This window comes from Vibrio sp. 10N.222.55.B11, assembly GCF_041473705.1.
Classification (GTDB): domain Bacteria; phylum Pseudomonadota; class Gammaproteobacteria; order Enterobacterales; family Vibrionaceae; genus Vibrio; species Vibrio crassostreae_C.
In genome coordinates, this window is the sequence record NZ_JBFRST010000019.1 from 14,327 (window position 1) to 31,449 (window position 17,123).

Sequence of the window (17,123 nt, forward strand, 5' to 3'; positions counted from 1 at the left end):
ACACGCAGCAAAACTATTTTGAAAACCAAAATCGGCTTTGCTGAATTTTTTTTACACTGATTGCTGAACCGATTCAGCAAGCATAAAGCAGCGGGCAAATATTGCTCTAGACTGAATCGTAGCGATACACAAATTCTCAAGCGATACGCTAAAGAGGCACCATGCTTAAATTATCAAAATCTGACATCACTCTAGGCCAAACTGCCGAAGACAAATTCAAAGCAATCCAAAACATTGCTGGCGACCTGACAGCTAAAGGTTTAGTTGACTCTGGTTACGTTGAAGGAATGCTGAACCGTGAAAACCAGAACTCTACGTTCCTAGGTAACGGCATCGCGATTCCTCACGGAACGACGGATACTCGTGGCCTAGTAAAAGAGACAGGCGTTGCGGTACACCACTTCCCTGAAGGTATTGATTGGGCAGACGGCAACCGTGTTTACGTAGCAATTGGTATTGCAGCGAAATCTGACGAGCACTTAGGCATTCTTAAGCAACTAACAAAGGTTCTAGCGGCAGACGGTGTTGAAGAGAAATTAAAGCAAGCTAAATCAGAAGACGAAATCATCGCCCTACTTAACGGCGAAGTTCAGCTAGAAGCCGACCTAGACGCTTCTTTAGTTCAGCTACTGTTCCCTGCGAGCGACATGATTCAAATGTCTGCCGTTGCGGGTGGCCTACTTAAGAACACAGGTTGCACAGACAACGCATTCGTTGCTGACCTAGTAACGAAAACACCAACTCACCTAGGCCAAGGCCTGTGGTTGTTGGGCAGCGACAAAGGCGTAACACGAACTGGCGTATCTTTCGTTTCAACAGCGAACCATTGTGAATACGAAGGCACACCAGTGAAAGCACTAGTCGCATTCGCAGCTTGTAACAGCGCGCACCAATCTATTCTGGCAAACCTAAGCAAGATGGTTTTCGAAGGTAAACAGCAACAACTGTTAACAGCTGACGCAGCGCAAGTGATTGGCCTTCTGAAAGGTGAAGCGGTTTCTACAGCGTCTCAAGACGATGACAACTGCGCAGTATTCAAAATCAAAAACGCACACGGCCTGCACGCTCGTCCGGGTGCAATGTTGGTTGCTGAAGCGAAGAAATTCGAATCAACAATCCGCGTTTCAAACCTAGATGGCGACGGAAAAGAAGTGAACGCGAAGAGCTTGATGAAAGTCATCGCACTTGGCGTTAAACACGGCCACCAGCTTCAGTTTGTTGCTGAAGGTGACGATGCAGCACAAGCACTTGAATCGATTGGTAAAGCTATCGCTTCAGGCCTTGGCGAAGGTTAAGGAGTCGATATGTCTGATAAACAAATCAAAGCCGTTACCGTAACGCTTAACCCTGCTCTAGACCTGACAGGCGCTATCGACGCACTAAATGTAGGTTCAGTTAGCCTAGTAAACAAAGGCTCTCTGCATGCAGCGGGCAAAGGCGTAAACGTCGCAAAAGTTCTTTCAGAGCTTGGCGCGAAAGTGACCGTAACAGGTTTCCTTGGTCGCAATAACGAAGAAGCGTTCTGCCAACTGTTTGAAGAGATGGGCGCAACTGACCGCTTCATCCGTGTTGATGGCGCAACTCGCATTAACGTGAAATTGGTAGAGAATTCAGGCCAAGTAAGCGACATCAACTTCCCAGGTGTTCCTGTTGATGCTGACGCGATTAAAGCGTTCGAAGAAACCCTATTAGAACTTGCTGAAACGCACGATTATTTCGTCATTGCAGGCAGCTTGCCACAAGGTATCTCTCCTGAGCTTTGCGCTTCTTGGGTTCAACGCTTACACGATTTAGGTAAGAAGGTGCTATTTGATAGCAGCCGTGACGCACTTAAAGCCGGTATCAATGCACAACCATGGTTAATCAAACCAAACGATGAAGAGCTGTCTCAGCTGTTCAATGCAGAGCTGACAACTCGTGACCAATGCCAACACGCGGGCCAAGCCCTAAGTGAAAAAGGCATCGAGAATATCGTGGTATCACTTGGCGCTGAAGGCGTGATGTGGCTTAACCAAGGTGAATGGTTACATGCTCAACCACCGCGCATGCAAGTAGTAAGCACGGTAGGCGCAGGTGACACATTGGTTGCTGGTCTATGTTGGGGTCAAATGCAACAGATGCCAAAACCAGAACTTATTAAATTCGCAACCGCCCTATCTGCTCTAGCAGTTTCACAGGTAGGCGTGGGCATCACCAGCCAACAAGAGCTGGATTCAGTACTACAAAATATCCAATTACAGGCGCTTAGTGCTCCAACTAGCCAGTTAGACACAAGCAAATAGGACAAAAGGTTTATTATGAATATTACCATTATCACAGCTTGCCCAAGTGGCGTAGCAAACAGCATCATCGCCGCGGGCTTGTTAGAGCAAGCGACAAAAGCACTAGGTTGGAACGCTGCTATTGAATGTCAATCAAGCGTGTTACCTGATTCAACTGTATCGCAAGACGCTATCGACAGCAGCGACGTTGTAGTTATCGCAACTAACAAAAATGTTGATAAAGCACGTTTTGTTGGTAAGAAAGTGTACCAAGCGGCTATCTCTGAATGCACTGCTGATGCAAAAGCGTTTCTAGAGAAAGCGGTAGCAGAAGCAACGGTATTAGACGCTTCTCAAGCTGAAAGCACTGTTGAAGTGACCGGTACGTCACCTGCTACAGGTAGCAAAAAAATCGTAGCGATTACCGCTTGCCCAACTGGTGTTGCACACACCTTTATGGCAGCTGAAGCGCTTGAAGCAGAAGGCAAACGCCTAGGTCACCAAATCAAAGTGGAAACTCGCGGCTCTGTAGGTGCGAAGAACCAACTGACAGACCAAGAAATCGCAGACGCTGATCTTGTTATCATCGCTGCCGACATCGACGTTCCTCTTGATCGTTTTAACGGCAAAGCGCTATACAAAACGACAACAAGCCCTGCTTTGAAGAAAACAAAGCAAGAGATGGAAAAAGCATTCGCAGAAGCTAAACCATACCAACACACAGCGTCTTCAAATTCAGCGCCTGCTGACGAGAAGAAAGGCGTATACAAGCACCTGATGACAGGTGTATCTCACATGCTTCCTGTGGTTGTTGCGGGTGGTTTGATCATCGCACTCTCTTTCGTATTCGGTATCGAAGCGTTTAAAGAAGAAGGCACACTGGCAGCAGCACTGATGACTATCGGTGGTGGTTCTGCATTCGCACTGATGATTCCTGTTCTTGCTGGTTTCATTGCATTCTCAATTGCTGACCGTCCGGGTCTGGCTCCAGGTCTAATCGGCGGTATGCTGGCTAGCTCAACGGGCGCAGGTTTCCTAGGTGGTATCGCAGCAGGTTTCATTGCAGGTTACGCAGCGAAATTCATTGCCGACAAGGTTCAACTTCCACAATCCATGGAAGCCCTCAAGCCAATCCTGATCATTCCGTTTATCGCGAGTTTGTTCACTGGTCTTGTGATGGTTTACATCGTGGGTGGCCCTGTTTCTGGCGTGATGAGCGCAATGACGACTTTCCTAAACAACATGGGAACGTCTAACGCGATTCTTCTGGGTGTGATTCTAGGCGCTATGATGTGTTTCGACCTTGGTGGTCCAGTAAACAAAGCAGCTTACACATTTGGTGTTGGTCTATTGGCTTCGCAAACTTACGCACCAATGGCAGCAATCATGGCAGCAGGTATGGTTCCTGCTCTAGGTATGGGCCTTGCGACTTTCTTAGTGAAAGACAAGTTTGAAGCGGGCGAGCGTGAAGCGGGTAAAGCATCATTCGTTCTTGGCCTATGTTTCATCTCTGAAGGTGCAATCCCATTCGCAGCAAAAGACCCAATGCGTGTTATCCCAGCATGTATGGCAGGTGGTGCACTAACTGGCGCTCTATCAATGATGTTTGGTGCTCAGCTAATGGCTCCACACGGCGGTCTATTCGTACTACTGATTCCTGGTGCTATCTCTCCAGTTCTAATGTACCTAGTAGCGATTGCAGCAGGTACGCTAGTAACAGGCTTTGGCTACGCAGCACTTAAAAAGATGAGCGGCTCTAAAGTAACGGCAGAGGCTTAATCCCCCTACTCTGGTTAACGGTTCAGCCCGATAACCAGAGGCTCTTGATAACCGGTTTCTTGGTAAAACGGCTCCTTAAAACAAAGGCTCCTCATTTGAGGAGCCTTTTTATTGTTCATGTATTTTCCGGTCGGAATGAGTTAAGTGCAATATTGGTATATTTGATTAGCTAGTAAGCGTTTCTTCAAAGACACCCAATTCACGACCAAGCCAGATCGCTCGTACTGTGTGATCCAAAGTTTCTTCACCGCCAGTTACAGGGTGAATAAGCACCGACATATCACCGCGTTCTTGCTCAAGCCATTCAACAATACCCGACTCTTTGTTCGCAAAGTGAATCTCAAACATTGGCATCTTATGTGGACCAACCAAACGCTGTATTAATGGGAAAACCTCTAATACATCTTTACGTTCCGCTAAAATTTTCTGACGCAGTGTTTCTGCTTGCTCTGCAAATCGCAGAGGGAAATAGATATGACCGTGGTACATAGCACCATCCTTTAGAATTATGATGTCGCGATTTTATACCTAAACCGCCTTTAATAGCTAAATCTAAATATAATATGCCAGCGCTATCGGTTCTAAACAGAGAAAGCGCCATGGTCTTGTTAACGTCAGGTTCGTTGCCTCCAAGTTAAACCTTAGAGGCCTTTTCCTAACCACAAGCTCGTGTCGAACTATCAGTACAAGTGCTTCTAATCAACTTCATCACAATATTAAACATCACCCCCACCAAAAACAGTGTGATGACAATGCTGGCGCCACTTGGCAAATCGTAATAAGCCGACACTGCTAAGCCCGATAAAATACCGATAGTGCCAATCCCGATACTCGCGATAAAGAAGCGAACGCCTTTATACGCAGCTGCACATAACGCAGGTATCACCAGTAACGCAAACTCCAAATATATCCCAGTCAGCTTTACGGTGATCGGCATCAAAATAGCGAAGATAAGATAAAAGCCACTTCCCTGCATAAATTCAGGCTTTACGCTAATCAACACCAACATCGCGGTCGTGATTATTGCCAATGGCCAGACATCATCCCAGGTAGACCACAATAGCTGCCCGTTGAGAATGCCTTGAATAAAATCGGCGCCATGAGGATCTTTGCTGACCAATAGAATCGCTAATGAAGCCGATACCACAAACAAACTTCCTATCATTGGTTCTAAGTGTTGTTTGTAACGCTTTTCCATTAACGCAATTAATCCGCATAGCAACAATGACATGACCCACGGGCCAATCATCTCTGCAAACCAAGAGCCGCTAAACTGTGCATATCGGCTCAGCCAATACTGGCTCAAGGCAGCGCCAAGGGCAGCCACTTGCGCGACAGCGAGATCAATAAAGATGATCTGGCGCTTGAGGACTTGCTCCCCAAGCACGATGTTGCCAACTAATGCTATTAATCCACACAATACTGCAGGTGCCAGCCAACCATATTCATTCAACATTATGATCTCGTTGATGTGTCTGGGTTAACGAGCGTTCTAAGCAATTCATCAATGACTTGATCGTACATTTGGTCAAGGCTCTGACCTTCTGCAACCGTCAATGGTAGCTGTATCGTAGGCTTGTTGATTTGCTGGTTAAGCCAATTAGCAGGACGTTGGTCTTGATGTGATGAATACACAATCGCATCAAACGAAGCAGGATCCAACTTGGTCAATGACTGTAAATGTGACGTAGTCGGTGATATCCCAGGCTTAGGTTCTAAATCAGCAATTTGCGCCATATCTAACCAGTCAAAGAGGTAACGATATGTAGCATGATACCCGACCACTTTTTTACCTTGTAACGGCTCTGCTTTCGTTTCCCACTCTGCCAATTTATTACGCCAGTTGGCACGAAACTTCATGCCATTTCGCATGTAGATATGTGCATTGTCAGGATCAAGCAGTTGTAAACGCTTGGTGACCTCTCTCGATATAGGAATCATATATTCAGCAGCAAACTGAACATGTGGGTTTCCGTGAGCATGGATGTCTCCCATGCTTCGATCGACATGGTCATGGGTGTCAAGCATACCTACCATATCGCTCGCGTATAACATGGTGGGCGCGCTATCTTGAACCGCAGGATTACCACTGCGTACTTGCAGCATTGGTAACCAGCCTACTTCTAATTCAGACCCTGAACACATTGCCATATCTGCTTGACGCATTTTGGCAATAAGTGATGGTCTTGCTTGAACATAATGCGGGTCTTGCTTAGCCGTAGTCGCCGAATAGATGTTGGCATCAGGAGCGTGACTATGAACAAGAGCTTGCCATTCAGGTTCACAAACGAAAATATTCAACGCCATTGCAGACGAAGATGCCATTATAGATGAGGATACAATGGCAACACCTGTTGCCATTGTAAGTAGGAGTTTCCTAGAATGCATGAGCACCGTGCGCCCCAAAGGTCATCACATACTGAAGGGTAAATACGTTATCTGTCTCTTTACTTTGGTTTTCAACGCGAGAGTATTGCGCTCTAACTGTACCAAAATGAGATGAATCCCAAGCGATCATTGCATCTGCTTCTTTGTCGTTCATTGCAGTAAAGTGCATGTGGTCACCATGTGCGTGTCCATCATAGCTTTCTGCTTCACCGTAACGCAGGCCAGCAGACCAGCTTGGGCTAAGTCGGTAGACACCCGAGACATAGTAGCCTGCTAATGTATCTGGTGATTCTGCGTCATTTTTGAATTTGTCATCGACGATGCCATCTAACAACATGTATTCAGCAGCAAGCGTGAAGTTTTGGTATTTGTAGTTACCGTTTGGAGCCCACTTCCATACAAAGTCAGCACCGTATAAGTTTGAGCCCGTTACCGCCGCTCCGTGGCTATGATCGTGGTCATGGTCATGCCCGTGATCATGGTCTCCAAACTCACGAACTTTACCGTTTTCATTTCGTAAGTAGCTCAAACCAAACTGCCAGCTTGATGACTCTGAAAAGTCGTCACCTAGCTTAAGAGTTGTAGTGTAAACACCAACGTCAGAGCCATCATCAACAGACGACATCTTACTGCCACTTAGCGCTTCAACACCAAACTTCACATACAGATCTGTAGGAAGAACGATGTTTGCACGAACACCATCATCGTAATAATGAGAGCCTAAAAATGTACGGTAAGCGGCAGGACGCTCAACAAAGCTATCGGTATGCATATGTTGGTTATTTAGGTAGCCGAAATCAGACAAGAAACGACCACCTCGAATGCTTAAACCGTAAGGCATCGTCAGTGTTTCAATGAAAGCTTCTTCGAGCAGTAATTCAGTCTCATCATCGTGAGTTTCAATAACCGTAGTCAAAGAGCCATAAAACTTATCATCGATATTCGCAGACATGTTCAGTTCTGTATGACCAAGACCAAAGCCTTCGCCGCGCTCTGAGTTATTACGTTGACCGTCTTGATAATACCCATCAAGAACGACACCAATTTGAGGGTTCGACAACGTGTCGGCAAAAACAGGGGAAACGAGAATGCTACCAACCGCTAGAGAAACCAATTTTTTATTCACAACTTTTTCCTTTCTAAGATACATCACCAATTAATTTATTGTTATGTTATAACATTACAATAAATAGTTAATCGTTGAAATGTAACAAAGTATGAAACAACTCTAATAACAGGGTATTAAACAGGGTAAAAGCCGTTAATATTCAATCACATAAATAAAAACAGCAATTGACAAGTGAAAGCTAATAGTAACTGTATTTATCGAAAGGCTGATATAAGGAAGGAATGATTCGATGGAACAAAAAACTAGAGTTTGAGTTAACGTTGGCCGCTAAAACAAACTCTAGAGATACTGGTGTCGACTATCGTTTTAAAATCACTAAGGGCGTAGCTTTAAAACACGGTCAATGTCTTCTGCAGAATGGCGCTCTGGTACTTGCTCCCACTCTTCGCCAAATGAACGATTAACCACTCGGCCGCGTTGGAAACCTTCACGCGCTTCTAGCTGCTTCGCCCAGCGCACAACGTTGGTGTAAGACTCAACTTGTAGAAATTCGGCTGCGTCGTAAATTTTGCCAAGTACTAAGTTACCGTACCAAGGCCAAATCGCGATATCAGCGATGCTTAACTCGTCACCCGCCACAAATGTGTTATTTGCGAGCTGTTTGTCTAACACATCTAGTTGACGCTTAGCTTCCATTGCGAAGCGGTTAATTGGGTACTCTTGCTTTTCATCCGCGTAAGCGTAGAAGTGGCCGAAACCACCGCCTAGGAATGGTGCCGAGCCTTGTGCCCAGAACAACCAGTTAATGGTTTGCGTTCTTGCTGCCCCTTTTTTTGGTAAGAAGTGACCAAATTTTTCTGCTAGATGCATCAAGATAGATGCCGATTCGAATACATTCACGTCTTCGTCACCAGACTTGTCGACAAGTGCTGGTATTTTGGAGTTTGGATTCACGCCAACAAAGCCAGAAGAGAACTGATCAGCCTCACCAATGTTGATCAAGTACGCATCATATTCAGCTTCTTTAACACCCGCCGCTAACAACTCTTCCAGCAAGATAGTGACTTTTTGACCGTTAGGTGTGCCAAGAGAATACAATTGAAAAGCATGGTCACCAACAGGAAGCTCTTTATCAAAGCGAGCTCCAGATTCAGGACTATTGATGTTTGCCCACTTGTTACCACCAGCAGTATCGTTAACCCAAACTTTTGGCGGAGTGTATTGTTCTGACATGATATTTCCTTATTAATATAGGGTCTCACAAACTGATATTAGGTCACATGCCTGCGGTTAAAACCCCTGAATACGATTTATTTTCAAACTGTTAAGCATGGCTTATTCCAGAAAGACATAACCCGCTTAAGCGTTAGTGTGTAGAAGGTAAGTCTGTATTCAAACTTCAATCTAATATCGATAAGTCCACTGCATCATTTAGCAATGATTTTACGAACGACATACCGACAGCTTCAAGAAAGCTGTGATAAAATCGGGATATTACAATTGATAAGGATTTGGCAATGTCTTCTGATTTCACAGGTTCGAGTGCAGCGTATGCTCGCCAAGAGAAAGGCTACCGCGAAAAAGCACTAAAACTGTACCCTTGGGTTTGTGGTAAATGTGCGCGCGAATTTGTTTACTCAAACCTCCGAGAGCTTACCGTTCACCACGTGGATCACGACCATACAAACAACCCTGAAGATGGCAGCAACTGGGAGCTACTGTGCCTGTACTGTCACGATCATGAGCATTCAAAATACACTGACCATGAGCGTTATGGTGTGGATGCAAAAGCGAGTTTAGATGATCATCAGTCAGCGACACACAACCCGTTCGCCGATCTCGCTAAGATGATGAAGAAATAACACACCTTCAGAGTAGTCTTTGGTAGATGGTAACTGCTAGATAATAGATACATAACAAGTAACCCCAGTATGTCACCATACTGGGGTTTCTTTTATCTGCCGTCATAACCAAATAATAGAGTTCAGGTAGGCAGGATCAAAAAAGCCTTCCGAAGAAGGCTTTTTAAGAATCAAATCGAATTATGCTGCCGCTTGCTTGCGAGACTCTTCTACCTTCTTAGCGCGTTGTTTTAGCGTCAATTTATCGCGGTATGCAAACCAAACGTAAGACACAACCACTAAGAAGAACAGGTATGACAATGAGAAAATGAACGGCGATTGAATGATATCGTTCGAGATACCCCAAGAAACACCGATAACAGTCACTGCAATTTTCGCAAAAAAGCCACACATCAATAGCACTAATGCCAACTGTGGGAAACGCGTACTGCGGAATGCAAGCCAGTAGCAACTACCAACAGCTAGAGCCGCAACATAGAAGCCGAATAGGAAAGAGTGAATATGGTCAGCTGCCGCTACACCACCAGAAATTGACATCAATAAAATTAAAAACAGTTTCATAATACTCGCCTCACCATAAGTTGGAAACGCATCCTTTCAAATTTGGAATCTCAGTTTGCATACTATTTTCCCACTTTTTACGGACAACACAACCCCTCCAATCGAACAAAATGTAAGCAAAAGTACTAACAAAAATCACCCTTAACAATTGCTTAACATTCTGTTTTTAATAAAACTCCGTTACTCCTTGTCTCATATGAACAAAGCGCTGTTACGATTTATTTTGTTACACAAATTTAACCTTGGAAATTAATTAAAATTATTTGTAACTCTGTGATATCCGCACGCAATACGCGTCTATTCAAAAACCATCACCTCAAAATCCCTGAAATAATAAGAAGACAGAGCGAAAAAGAACAAAATAGAGAGGTGTTAAAAACATTTCAAAAACCAATGAAAAACAACTTATTAACAAATTGAATTTAATTTACCAAAAATGGAAAAAGAGATTCCAATCACATTTTAATTGGTTATAATCCGCGCTCTTTTGCGCTATCTGTTGATAAACGCAAACTAATTTTGAAGAAACAATCACAATAACCCGTCTTTAGTTAAGTGGCTCTCCACTAACCGATGACAAAACTGAGAATAAAAATGAGCAAGATTGATAAAGCAACACGTATCCTGCTAGCAGGCTTCTGTATCAACCTTTGTCTTGGCATCCTGTATGCTTGGAGTGTATTTAACAAAGCGCTAGTAACTGAAGCTGGTTGGAGTGCTGCTGAAGCATCTTCACCTTACGCTATTGCAACTATCACATTCTCTGTTTGTCTTCTTGTTGCGGGCATCCTACAAGACCGTATGGGTCCACGTAAGATCCTTATCCTAGGTACAGCGCTTACAGGCCTAGGTATGATTGCTTCTGGTTTCGCTACAACGCCTATGATGCTGAACATCACGTTCGGTATTATAACAGGTGCAGGTATCGGCTTCGGTTACGCATGTCTGTCTCCATCAGCAATGAAGTGGTTCCACTCTTCTAAGAAAGGTATGGTTAACGGTCTTATCGCAGCAGGCTTCGGTCTTGCGGCTATTTACCTAGCACCAGTAACTTCTGCGCTAATCGACAGCATGGGTATCCAAACTAGCTTTATGATTCTTGGTGTTGGTGTACTTGCAATCGCAGTACCTCTAGCAGCAACAATCAACAACCCACCAGCGGATTACACGCCAGCTGAGCCTAAAGTAAAAGCAGGCCAAGCTCCTAAAGCGGTTAAGAAGACTGAAGACCTAACTTGGAAAGTAATGCTGAAGACTCCTCAGTTCTACTCTCTATGGATCATGTACGCATTCGCTGCATCTGTTGGTCTAATGATCATCGGTAACATCACTACAATTGCTAGCGTTCAAGCTAACCTGCCAAACGCAGTTTACCTAGCGTCTATCCTTGCAGTATTCAACTCAGGCGGCCGTGTTGCTGCGGGTATGCTTGCAGATAAAATCGGTGGCGTACGTACTCTACTTCTAGCGTTCATCCTTCAAGGCGCGAACATGGCTCTATTCGCTACGTTCAACTCTGAATTGACGCTAATCATTGGTACGGCTATCGCAGCGGTTGGTTACGGTACGCTTCTAGCAGTATTCCCAACACTAACTGCTGAGTTCTACGGCCTGAAAAACTACGGTACTAACTACGGCGTGCTTTACACGGCATGGGGTATCGGCGGCGCTATCGGTGCAGCAGTTGTTGGCTTCTCAATGTCAAACGGCGAAGGTTACGGCCTAGCTTACACAATCTCTGCAGTTATGATGGCAGTGTGTATTGTTCTAGCAATCATCACTAAACCAATCTCTGAAGCTAAAGTTGCTGAACTAAAAGCATCACAAGCTTAATCAACAGAAAAGATTGAATTTGTTACTGAAGAGCTTAACCTTAGGGTTAGGCTCTTTTTGTATCAAGCGACTTCTCCATTGACGACCGAAACCACTCTTCAGCTCTCCCCCACTTATTATCTCGACAACTTCAATCGACTGGTTGAACACGCTCAAACGCTCTACCCCGATCTTCTGAGTGATGATGAATGTCGTTGGTTGTCCGCATACAAACGTCTTTCTGTTTCAAGCCAATGCCTAATGGTTCGTTTGCTTTCTCGTAAAGGCCGTTGGTTTCGCAGCGATAAACTCAACTATGTTGAGATCCCAGATCTAAAGACCGTACTGCAAGAGCTAAACAGCTCAGGCTTCATTGGGTTGAGTCATCCCGAAGAACAGCATGACCTCGCCATTAGTGAGGTCGAGCTCGGGTTTCACTTGCTCACCAAACCAGAGCTGTTGAGTGTATTCCCCGCCCTTAAGAGCCATAGAAATGCCAAGAAAGACGAGCTGTTGTTACGGCTTGATCAGCAACCTTTTGATCAATTTCAAAACCTCTCTTTCGACTGTATTTACGTCATCGAATCTCAAGTGATTGATGTATTACTGTTGCTGTTCTTTGCCAACACCTATCAAGACTTAAGTCAGTTCGTGTTAAGCGACCTTGGGCTAAACACCTTTGAGAACTACCCATTAAGCAAGCAACACCGCTTCTTCACCTCTAGGGATCAGCTCAATCAATTAATCCAGATGCGCGATATTCAACGCTTGTATTCAGAAGGTGACCGCAAAGATGGCGAGTTTCTGGAACTGCTTTTAAATGCGATTCCTGAAGAATCAGAACACAGAAGTATTGCCAGAAAACGATCGCGTTTGATCAATGATATTGCTCGCGATCTTGAAAGGCTTAATCTAAACGACCAAGCTATCTTTTGGTTCAGACAATCTACACTTCCTCCGAGCAGAGAACGACTTGCACGCATCTATGATAAGCAAGGTACGCTAGACTTAATGTATGACATTGTCACGCAAATGAAAGCTACTCCATCGGATGTGTCAGAGTTGGAAATCGCTATTAAGCTTGAAGACCGGCTGCTACGGAAACAGGGGCACAAAGTTTCACGAACCATAAAGCCGAGCTGCAAAGAGTTAAAACTGGAATTAGACCTCAGCCAAACTCGAGTCGAGCTTGCGGTAAAGCAGCATTTTGAGAACCAAGGTTGGGACGTCTATTTTTCAGAAAACAGTTTTCTGTGTGGCTTGTTTGGTTTGGCTTTCTGGGATGTCATTTTCGCAGACGTTGAAGGCGCCTTTATCAATCGTTACCAACATCGACCATTGGATCTGTACCATTCAGATTTCGTAGACAAGCGAGCCGAACAGATTGAAGCCGTGTTTCAGACGATATCCAAACATGGGCTGAACCATTTTCTTGATACTTACGATGAAAAGCAAGGTATCGCGAACCCCTTTGTTCATTGGAATTATTTTCCTAAGGCACTCATCGAACACGGCATGGCTTCAATTCCAAATGCCTTGGTTGTAGACCTCTTCAAAGTGATATTGAGTGACTTAAAGCTATTTAGAACTGGGATGCCGGATTTGATTGCGTTCAAGGGCGATGAGTTTCATTGGATTGAAGTCAAAGGCCCTGGCGATAAACTGCAAGACAACCAGTGGCGCTGGATCAAAGAGTTTGAGCGATTGTCTGCCCCCTTCTCTGTTTGTTACGTCAATCAATGAGTCTTAACTCTTAACTCTTAACTGCTAGCTTTTAGCTCTTGGGACTTAAATCTAGCTAAGTCTAAACACCAATTTCTGAGCACTAGCGAGTGACGCGCATCGACAAGTCACTCGCCCCATCAAGATCTTGTCTACAAAATTGTTAGAACATGAGCATTTTCAATCATTTTCGATATAATTATAGAAAATGCCTAATATTTAAATACGTATGAATTTAAAAAAACTCTTCATTTTAGCTTTTGTTAGCGTCTTCTCAGGTTGTGCCGTCTACGCGGGTTTAAACTTCGACGAACTGTTTGGTGAACAACAAGTACGCGATCGCCAAGCACCTATTCTTTCGGCTCAAGCACAGCACTTCATTGACGAAATAAAGCCCATCATTGATAACCGATGCGTGGTTTGCCACGCTTGTTATGATGCCCCTTGCCAACTCAAAATGTCTTCAGTGGAAGGTATAGACCGAGGTGCGAGCAAAGCACTCGTTTATCAAGGCACCCGCTTAACGGCATCAGCCCCTACTCGCTTGTTTGAAGATGCTTTAACCACGCAAGAGTGGCGCGATGCGGATTTTCATCCTGTCCTCAATGAGCGTATGCAGAACTCAACGGCTAACCTCGATGCTGGTCTTGTTTCTCGTATGTTGATCCAGAAAGAGAATCACCCTCTGCCCGATCAAACCCAGCTTGAAGGTTTCGACTTTTCAATCGACCGCGACCAACAGTGCCCAACCATTGAGGAGTATGCCAAATATGAAAAAGATTACCCAACTTGGGGAATGCCTTATGGGATGCCAAACTTAGACAAAACCGAATACGCGACTTTAATGAGTTGGTTGGAAAATGGCGCGTTAATGAACGACCACATTCCATTGACTGATGCAGAACAAGAGCTCGTTAATGTCTACGAAAGCTTTTTAAACAAGAGCGACAATAAGAGTCAACTTTCAGCACGTTATATCTACGAGCACCTGTTTTTATCTCATGTCTATTTTTCTGATTTAGCTCAACCAACGCGTTTCTTTACTGTTGTTCGCTCTGCAACACCACCAGGTGAAGCGGTACAACGCATCACGACTCGTCGCCCTTATGACGATCCAAAAGTAGACAGTGTTTACTACCGTCTGATTCCAGAACAAGGCACTATCGTCGACAAAACGCACATGCCTTTCGCGCTTAATAAAGAGCGTCTACAAAAGTGGAACACCTGGTTTGTCGACGTAAATTACGAAGTAAAACAACTACCTAGTTACGACATCGATGTTTCAGCAAACCCAATGACATCATTTGAAGCACTGCCAGTAAACTCGCGCTTCAACTTCATGTTAGATAACGCGCAAAACACCATCATGGCCTATATCAAAGGACCTGTGTGTCGTGGTCAACTTGCCTTGAACGTAATTAACGACCGTTTTTGGGTTTTCTTCATCGACCCAGAGAAAGCCGATGTTCCGGAAATCAACGCCTTCTACGCAAGTCAAAAGAAAAATTTAAAGCTACCTAGCGAACTAAAAAGTAACACCGTACCTGTGACCAACTGGGTAAGATACGCAAAGCAACAAGCGCAATACCTAAACGCGAAATCAGACTTCACTAACCAATGGTTCGAGAGTGGCGTCCACCTAGACACTGGCATCATTTGGGATGGCGATGGCATCAACCCGAATGCTGCTCTCACCGTCTTTAGGCACTTCGATAGCGCCTCTGTTGTACAAGGGTTAGTTGGCACGCAACCTAAGACTGCGTGGATTCTTGATTATGCTCTTCTAGAGCGTATTCATTATCTTCTCGTTGCAGGCTTCGATGTTTACGGCAACTTTGGCCACCAGCTGATTACACGCATGTTCATGGACTTCTTGCGTCTTGAAGGTGAGAGTAACTTCTTAAGCCTTCTTCCTAAAGACGTTCGTCACATTGAACACTCTAGTTGGTACCAGAACCAAAGCGCACAACTGAGTGACTATTTGCAGCGAAACATTGCACCTTTTGATCAGCCGACCAGCGTGGTTTACAAAACGGCGGATCCGAAACACGAACTGCTTGATATGATCAAAGATAAGCTCGCACCTGTTCTCGATAATCGCTTTGAGATTGTTGAAACAGGTTTTGGTAGGAAGAATGAAGCACTGCTTAACCAAGTGAATTTGATAAAGGGCGAAGGCCTGCGTCATGTGCCTCAATTAGTGATGATCATGATTGAAGGCGAAAACGGCGAAGAGCAACTGTTCACCATGATTCACAATAACGCGCACAGCAACATTTCTAGCTTGTTTAATGAAGAAGGTAACCGTGATTACGCCAATGATGACCTTACCCTCGTACGAGGCGTTGTCGGTAGCTACCCTGCGGCTTACCTATCATTAACCGAGAGCGAGATTCCTACTCTGGTTAAAACGCTGCAAAACTTAAGCACTGAAGAAGACTACGTGGCGCTGCTGGATAAGTTTGCGGTACGACGCAGTTCTAGCGAGTTCTGGCCATTCAGTGATCGCGTGCATCGTTGGTATCAACAAGACCAACCGATCGAGTTCGGATTGTTGGATTACAACCGCTTCGAGAACCGTTAGTTTTCACTCATAAAGCATAAAAGCAAAAATCCTCTGTCTTGGCAGAGGATTTTTTGTATATGAGAAAGTATCTTAAGTGCTATTGAGAAGCGACGAGTTCTCTATATTGAATCCGATGCTTCCGGTTGGTGTAGCTCATCAAAAAACGCACGCGCGGCGGGGGAAAGGGAATCTACAGGTTGCTTCAACACCACATAAAACTGACTCTTAAGGCTCCACTTCTCGGGCTGAAGCGGAATCAAGGCTTGGTCATAATGGCCACGGTCGATTAAATGAGACGGTAAAAAACTCAGGTGTGTGCCCGCCAAGGTTAAAATTACACCCGACTCGACATGCCAGCCATCAAAAGGCTTTACGGAATCGTACTGCTCAATATTCAGTAATCGGAACATCTCATCTTTGGCATAGCCGCCCATGTTGATACGACAGCCATTCAATGAGAAATCCCTGTCCATGATCTTCTCGGCCAGATCTTTGCGCGCATACAGATAACTGTGCTCTTCAAACAGTGGGTATTTATGTTGAAACGCTGATTTTTGATGTGACCCTAGAACCACTATCATCATATCAATCTGGTTCTTTGCTAGCTTCTCATTCAACTGGGTGAAATCGCCGACATCAACACTCACCTCTACACTGTTACTGCGTTGATAAAACGTCTCGATCGCTTTGGGAAGTGGGTTATAAGGCAAAGTGACGGTGTTATCCAAACATCCAATTCGCACATGCCCAGAGAGTTCCGTCTGTACACCTCGTAACTTATAAGCGAAGTCGGTTAAGGTCGATTTTAGTTGGTTCGCATATTTATACACTTGCTCACCTTCATGAGTCAGCTTAAAACCACGTCGACCACGTTGGCATAATGTTAATTCTAAGCTTTTTTCCAAGGCAATAAGCTGATTACTCAGCACTGGTTGACTAATCCCAGTGCTTGCGACCGCCTGATTGATGCCTCCTTGTTCAACAATTTCACAAAAAAGCTCTAATCTACGTAGGTCTCTTTTATCTAACTTATTGTTTGGATTCACTTTGCCACTCACATTTGTTTTTTGTTATGTTTACATCTGATTATATTCATTTATTAA

Annotated in this window: 14 protein-coding genes; 7 read left to right on the forward strand and 7 right to left on the reverse strand. The window is 44.6% G+C overall.

From position 1 onward, the window contains the following. The first annotated feature begins 161 nt into the window (after positions 1-161). Genes fruB through fruA form a run of 3 tightly spaced genes read left to right on the forward strand, consistent with a single transcriptional unit; the run spans position 162 to position 4,040 of the window. Positions 162-1,295 (forward strand): fused PTS fructose transporter subunit IIA/HPr protein, encoded by a 1,134-nt coding sequence (gene fruB, locus AB4503_RS07910; protein ID WP_050646611.1) that lies wholly within the window; start codon positions 162-164, stop codon positions 1,293-1,295. A 9-nt stretch (positions 1,296-1,304) separates the two neighbouring features. Further along, complete coding sequence (gene pfkB / locus AB4503_RS07915; RefSeq protein ID WP_017060871.1) at positions 1,305-2,282, forward strand: 1-phosphofructokinase; 978 nt, start codon at positions 1,305-1,307, stop codon at positions 2,280-2,282. Positions 2,283-2,297: 15 nt separating this feature from the next. Next, positions 2,298-4,040 carry a PTS fructose transporter subunit IIBC gene (gene fruA, locus AB4503_RS07920; protein ID WP_372114210.1) on the forward strand — a complete coding sequence of 581 codons (1,743 nt, stop codon included), beginning with the start codon at positions 2,298-2,300 and terminating at the stop codon, positions 4,038-4,040. 165 nt (positions 4,041-4,205) lie between these two features. Here fruA and AB4503_RS07925 read toward each other — a convergent pair whose 3' ends face one another. From AB4503_RS07925 to yghU, 5 genes are all read right to left on the reverse strand, one after another. Beyond that, positions 4,206-4,529, reverse strand: coding sequence for a DOPA 4,5-dioxygenase family protein (locus tag AB4503_RS07925; protein ID WP_017060873.1), 324 nt, complete (start codon positions 4,527-4,529; stop codon positions 4,206-4,208). Between the two features lie 166 nt (positions 4,530-4,695). After that, the gene (locus tag AB4503_RS07930; RefSeq protein ID WP_372114270.1) at positions 4,696-5,493 is read right to left on the reverse strand and encodes a metal ABC transporter permease; all 798 of its coding nucleotides are present in this window, start codon (positions 5,491-5,493) and stop codon (positions 4,696-4,698) included. Between the two features lie 2 nt (positions 5,494-5,495). Then, positions 5,496-6,401 (reverse strand): metal ABC transporter solute-binding protein, Zn/Mn family, encoded by a 906-nt coding sequence (locus AB4503_RS07935; RefSeq protein WP_108189298.1) that lies wholly within the window; start codon positions 6,399-6,401, stop codon positions 5,496-5,498. Positions 6,402-6,417: 16 nt separating this feature from the next. Then, on the reverse strand, positions 6,418-7,554 hold the full coding sequence (locus tag AB4503_RS07940; RefSeq protein WP_372114211.1) for a hypothetical protein: 1,137 nt from the start codon (positions 7,552-7,554) through the stop codon (positions 6,418-6,420). A gap of 318 nt (positions 7,555-7,872) precedes the next feature. Beyond that, positions 7,873-8,730 (reverse strand): glutathione-dependent disulfide-bond oxidoreductase, encoded by an 858-nt coding sequence (gene yghU / locus AB4503_RS07945; RefSeq protein ID WP_372114213.1) that lies wholly within the window; start codon positions 8,728-8,730, stop codon positions 7,873-7,875. A gap of 284 nt (positions 8,731-9,014) precedes the next feature. Here yghU and AB4503_RS07950 point away from each other — a divergent pair, with 284 nt between their 5' ends. Then, complete coding sequence (locus AB4503_RS07950) at positions 9,015-9,359, forward strand: YajD family HNH nuclease (protein ID WP_017060876.1); 345 nt, start codon at positions 9,015-9,017, stop codon at positions 9,357-9,359. Positions 9,360-9,539: 180 nt separating this feature from the next. Here the strand turns inward: AB4503_RS07950 and AB4503_RS07955 are convergent, their stop codons facing one another. Next, on the reverse strand, positions 9,540-9,920 hold the full coding sequence (locus AB4503_RS07955) for a hypothetical protein (RefSeq protein ID WP_017064770.1): 381 nt from the start codon (positions 9,918-9,920) through the stop codon (positions 9,540-9,542). Positions 9,921-10,514: 594 nt separating this feature from the next. Here AB4503_RS07955 and AB4503_RS07960 point away from each other — a divergent pair. The 3 genes from AB4503_RS07960 to AB4503_RS07970 all read left to right on the forward strand — a co-directional run bounded on the left by AB4503_RS07960 (position 10,515) and on the right by AB4503_RS07970 (position 16,038). Further along, complete coding sequence (locus tag AB4503_RS07960; RefSeq protein WP_372114215.1) at positions 10,515-11,753, forward strand: OFA family MFS transporter; 1,239 nt, start codon at positions 10,515-10,517, stop codon at positions 11,751-11,753. 57 nt (positions 11,754-11,810) lie between these two features. After that, on the forward strand, positions 11,811-13,475 hold the full coding sequence (locus AB4503_RS07965) for a VRR-NUC domain-containing protein (RefSeq protein WP_372114217.1): 1,665 nt from the start codon (positions 11,811-11,813) through the stop codon (positions 13,473-13,475). 208 nt (positions 13,476-13,683) lie between these two features. Continuing rightward, positions 13,684-16,038 carry a fatty acid cis/trans isomerase gene (locus AB4503_RS07970; protein WP_372114219.1) on the forward strand — a complete coding sequence of 785 codons (2,355 nt, stop codon included), beginning with the start codon at positions 13,684-13,686 and terminating at the stop codon, positions 16,036-16,038. Between the two features lie 101 nt (positions 16,039-16,139). Here the strand turns inward: AB4503_RS07970 and AB4503_RS07975 are convergent, their stop codons facing one another. Next, positions 16,140-17,078 carry a LysR family transcriptional regulator gene (locus tag AB4503_RS07975; protein WP_372114221.1) on the reverse strand — a complete coding sequence of 313 codons (939 nt, stop codon included), beginning with the start codon at positions 17,076-17,078 and terminating at the stop codon, positions 16,140-16,142. Positions 17,079-17,123: the final 45 nt, after the last annotated feature.

What these genes read in the sequence shown, in the direction of transcription:
- fruB (WP_050646611.1), top strand. Translation starts at nt 162, where the DNA reads ATGCTTAAATTATCAAAATCTGACATCACTCTAGGCCAAACTGCCGAA.
- pfkB (WP_017060871.1), top strand. Translation starts at nt 1,305, where the DNA reads ATGTCTGATAAACAAATCAAAGCCGTTACCGTAACGCTTAACCCTGCT.
- fruA (WP_372114210.1), top strand. Translation starts at nt 2,298, where the DNA reads ATGAATATTACCATTATCACAGCTTGCCCAAGTGGCGTAGCAAACAGC.
- AB4503_RS07925 (WP_017060873.1), bottom strand. Translation starts at nt 4,529, where the DNA reads ATGTACCACGGTCATATCTATTTCCCTCTGCGATTTGCAGAGCAAGCA.
- AB4503_RS07935 (WP_108189298.1), bottom strand. Translation starts at nt 6,401, where the DNA reads ATGGCAACAGGTGTTGCCATTGTATCCTCATCTATAATGGCATCTTCG.
- yghU (WP_372114213.1), bottom strand. Translation starts at nt 8,730, where the DNA reads ATGTCAGAACAATACACTCCGCCAAAAGTTTGGGTTAACGATACTGCT.
- AB4503_RS07950 (WP_017060876.1), top strand. Translation starts at nt 9,015, where the DNA reads ATGTCTTCTGATTTCACAGGTTCGAGTGCAGCGTATGCTCGCCAAGAG.
- AB4503_RS07955 (WP_017064770.1), bottom strand. Translation starts at nt 9,920, where the DNA reads ATGAAACTGTTTTTAATTTTATTGATGTCAATTTCTGGTGGTGTAGCG.
- AB4503_RS07960 (WP_372114215.1), top strand. Translation starts at nt 10,515, where the DNA reads ATGAGCAAGATTGATAAAGCAACACGTATCCTGCTAGCAGGCTTCTGT.
- AB4503_RS07970 (WP_372114219.1), top strand. Translation starts at nt 13,684, where the DNA reads ATGAATTTAAAAAAACTCTTCATTTTAGCTTTTGTTAGCGTCTTCTCA.